Source organism: uncultured Fibrobacter sp., assembly GCF_937877005.1.
In the GTDB taxonomy this organism is placed as follows: Bacteria; Fibrobacterota; Fibrobacteria; order Fibrobacterales; family Fibrobacteraceae; genus Fibrobacter.
The window spans coordinates 1-3,278 of record NZ_CALEFV010000144.1; the positions used below are offsets into that span (position 1 = coordinate 1).

At 52.8% G+C, this 3,278-nt stretch carries 2 protein-coding genes and 1 pseudogene; 1 reads left to right on the forward strand and 2 read right to left on the reverse strand.

Translation table 11 applies throughout. The annotated features are described in order from the left end of the window. Nucleotides 1-1,056: pseudogene (locus tag Q0628_RS07025) on the reverse strand (glycosyl hydrolase family 5); the annotation flags it as partial. Between the two features lie 193 nt (nucleotides 1,057-1,249). Beyond that, entirely contained in the window at nucleotides 1,250-2,659 is a 1,410-nt protein-coding gene (locus tag Q0628_RS07030; RefSeq protein ID WP_298769506.1) for a hypothetical protein, read from the reverse strand. A gap of 261 nt (nucleotides 2,660-2,920) precedes the next feature. Here Q0628_RS07030 and Q0628_RS07035 point away from each other — a divergent pair. After that, on the forward strand, nucleotides 2,921-3,278 hold a 358-nt coding region (locus Q0628_RS07035), incomplete at its 3' end, for a hypothetical protein (protein ID WP_298769507.1).

Here is a 3,278-nt window from a genome sequence, read left to right on the forward strand (position 1 = left end):
GTCAGAGCTGGCCCTTGTCGTGCCGTCTGCGTTACAGGTTCTGGCCACGGGGCCTCCCTTGCCTTCCCAGGCGCAGTGGGGCTTGCAGCTATCCCAGTAGCGGGTTGCGTAGCCGGACTTGGTCTGGGCGCCCGAAATAATTTTGGGCAGTAAAGAGCCACCCTGCGGTTGCTGTTGCTGGCTGCTCGAGGACTTCGCGCTGGAGCTGGACCTTGCAGAAGAGCTGGAAGACTTTACGCTAGAACTGGACTTCGCAGAGCTGCTGGAAGACTTTACGCTAGAGCTGGACTTCGGCTGCTGAGCGGCGCTGCTTGCCGGTGCTGCACCGGAAATGTTCTTGCAGTTGTTGCCGGCAGGATCGTAGTAGCAGTTCAGCTTGCAGTCATTGTCATAGGCGTATTGTTCACCCTTGGACCCCTTCAGCTGATCATATTTGCCAACGCACTTGCCCGAAACGCTGTCGAGGCATTTGCCGTCACAGTTGCCCGATACGGCGGCGGAGGATTTCGGCTGTTGCTGCTGGGTCGAAGAGGAACTTGCGACCGGATTTACGTTGGCGCTCGAGGCAGGCTGCTGCTGAGCTGCCGAAGACACTGCCGGCTGCTGTTGTGCGTCAGAAGAAATCGGCATGGGCGGCTGCTGGGCGGCATCGGAAGAAACCGGAACGGGCGGCTGCTGGGCGGCATCGGAAGAAACCGGAGCGGCAGGAGGATTCAGCTCGCTGAGAGTCGTTATGGGGAGTTCTTCGGTGTTGATGTTGCCTGCGATAACGTTTCCGTCGGCGGTGACGATAGAACCGGTCACGCCATCTTCGCTCGGGACAAAGGTTCCGACGACATTACCGTTTGCGTCGGTGACGATGCCCGTGTTGGTGTAAATGAGGTAATCCTGGTCGGCCTGGAAGTGCCTGGCGGGTGCCTCGGGGGATTCGCTGCTTGCGGAATCTTCGATGGCCTGCTGGGCCTGCGTCAAGGCGTCGTTGGCTTCGTCGGAGCAGCTCCAGAGTGCCAGTACGGAGGAGAGGATAATGATGGATTTGAAGATCGGTTTTTTCATAGGGGTCCTCAATAAAAAAAATCACGGACTTTCTTTTGAAAGCCTACCAATTCCATCCGCACTTAAAGATAGATTATTTATGGAACTTTTTCATGTAAAATTTTGTTAGATACGCAGTTACGGAATTTATATCACATTAGAAAACCCCGGGGATTTCCCGGGGTCTTTAAAACCTTTCGGCCGTAGGTAAGGATTAATATTTGTCCTTAAGTGCCTGGGGGCATTCCACTTCCACGAAGTCGACTTCGGGGTTGTTTGCCGCATCCATCCAGTTGGCAAGGAACAGGCAGCCGTTCTTGAGGCTGGTGTTGTTGCTGTATTCCTGGTTGCACATGTTGATAAGGCAGTCCTTCTTGTAGTTGCAGGTGGTGAGGAATCCGCCGTACTGGGCGCCTGCACAGGAAATTCCCATCTTCTGGCAACCGTTGAATGCGCCGGGACCGCCACCAGGAATCATCAGGTCGAACTGGTTGTGGCTAACGTCGTAGCCGATGTTGCTGGACATGACGATCAGGTGCTTGCCCTTGATTTTCTTGTGGTGGCTGTCGGTGGGGGTGTTCGTTGCAGAAGCGCCGGTGCCCTTGAAGGTGAGCATGTAGCACTTGCCGCAGTCGTTTCCGCCACCGGGTGTTGCGGCGAATGCATAGGCAATCGTATCGTTCACGATTTGCGGAGTCTGGTCGAAGCATGTGCCTGCGCTACCGCCGTCACAGACGGAGTTTTCGTCGGAGTTGGCCCTGCTGGTGCCGTCGGCCTTGCAGGTTCTGGCCACGGGACCGCCCTTGCCTTCCCATGCGCAGTGGGGCTTGCAGCTATCCCAGTAGCGTGTTGCATAACCGGACTTGGTCTGTGCGCCCGAAATGACCTTGGGCAGCAGGACCTGCTGCTGACTGCTCGAAGACGATTTGGCCGAGCTGGAAGATCTTGCAGAACTGGAGGACATGCGCGAGCTGGAAGAACGTGCGATGGAGCTCGAGGATTCTACGGTAACGGAGGAAACGGGGGGCTGTTCGTATACCGAGGAAGATTCCGGAACCGGTTCGCTTGCGCTGCTCGTCGGAGGCGGGGGAGCGACATTTGCTCCATGAACCGGGAGCTCGTTGACGTCGACGCCTTCGAAGAGTACGGATACGCCATCGAGGGCGATGATGTTTCCTGTAGAAATCTGTGCGCCCGTTTCCGGATCAGTGCCGAATACGATGGTTCCGACCTGGTTGCCGGCGGCATCCGTCACGATGCCGTTCGGGTAAATGACGTAGTTCTGGTCGGCGTTCATCACCCAGGCGAGATCCGTGATGACGGTCGGGCTGATGATGTCAAGTTCACCGAAGTTGACGCCCTCTGCTATGGGATTGCCGTTCACATCGACAATGACGCCTGCATAGATATCGGCCGTGCCGATGACATTGCCGGCCGTGTCCTTGACGACGCCTTCGCCCGTAATCAGGAGAGGCGTGTCGGCTCCGTCATAGTAGAACACCGGGACATCCGTCACGATGGCGTTGATATTGTTGTCGCTGGAGCTTGCGATTTCGTCGCTGCAACTATACAGGAGGGAAAGCGCGCTCAGGGCAATTGCGAAAGAAATGATTTTTTTGTTCATGTAGACCTTCGATCCCAAAATGTAGTGTTCCAATGTAATTAAATATGTCGGATTGTGCATGTAAAAATATGTATAATAAGCATTTAGTGTTCCATAAATGTTCACGCTGCCATGGACAATATGACAAGATGTGAGCGCAACCACACCGCAATTGTAAATTTTCGTTTTGTTAAAATCTTTTTACAAAAATTTCTGTTGATAGATTTTGAACTTCCGCCGTTTCCCTACAAACGTTTTTAAACTGTTGATAAGTTGGATTTAATGTTTGAAGAAAACATTGAACCTTTAAAATTTAGCGAAAAACGGCATTTTTTGAAAAACGGAGTTTTGCGCCCCATCTGCCCCGTTCAAGATGGATTTTGGGTCTTGAGGGGGCAAATTTGGCTTTTTTCTCGCAAAAACGCAAAAAAAATGCTTGAAAAAATCCTTGACTTTTCTAAATTTGCCAAGCAAAATTCGCAAAGTACCGCTTCCTATGCTTTGCGAAATCATCGGAATGTGCGTCAAACCCGCGCCATTCCTAGGATTCGAAGCGATAAACCTTCTGCTGAAGAAGAGGAAAAAATGGCAAAAGAACATTTTGACAGAAGCAAGCCGCACTGCAACATCGGCACCATCG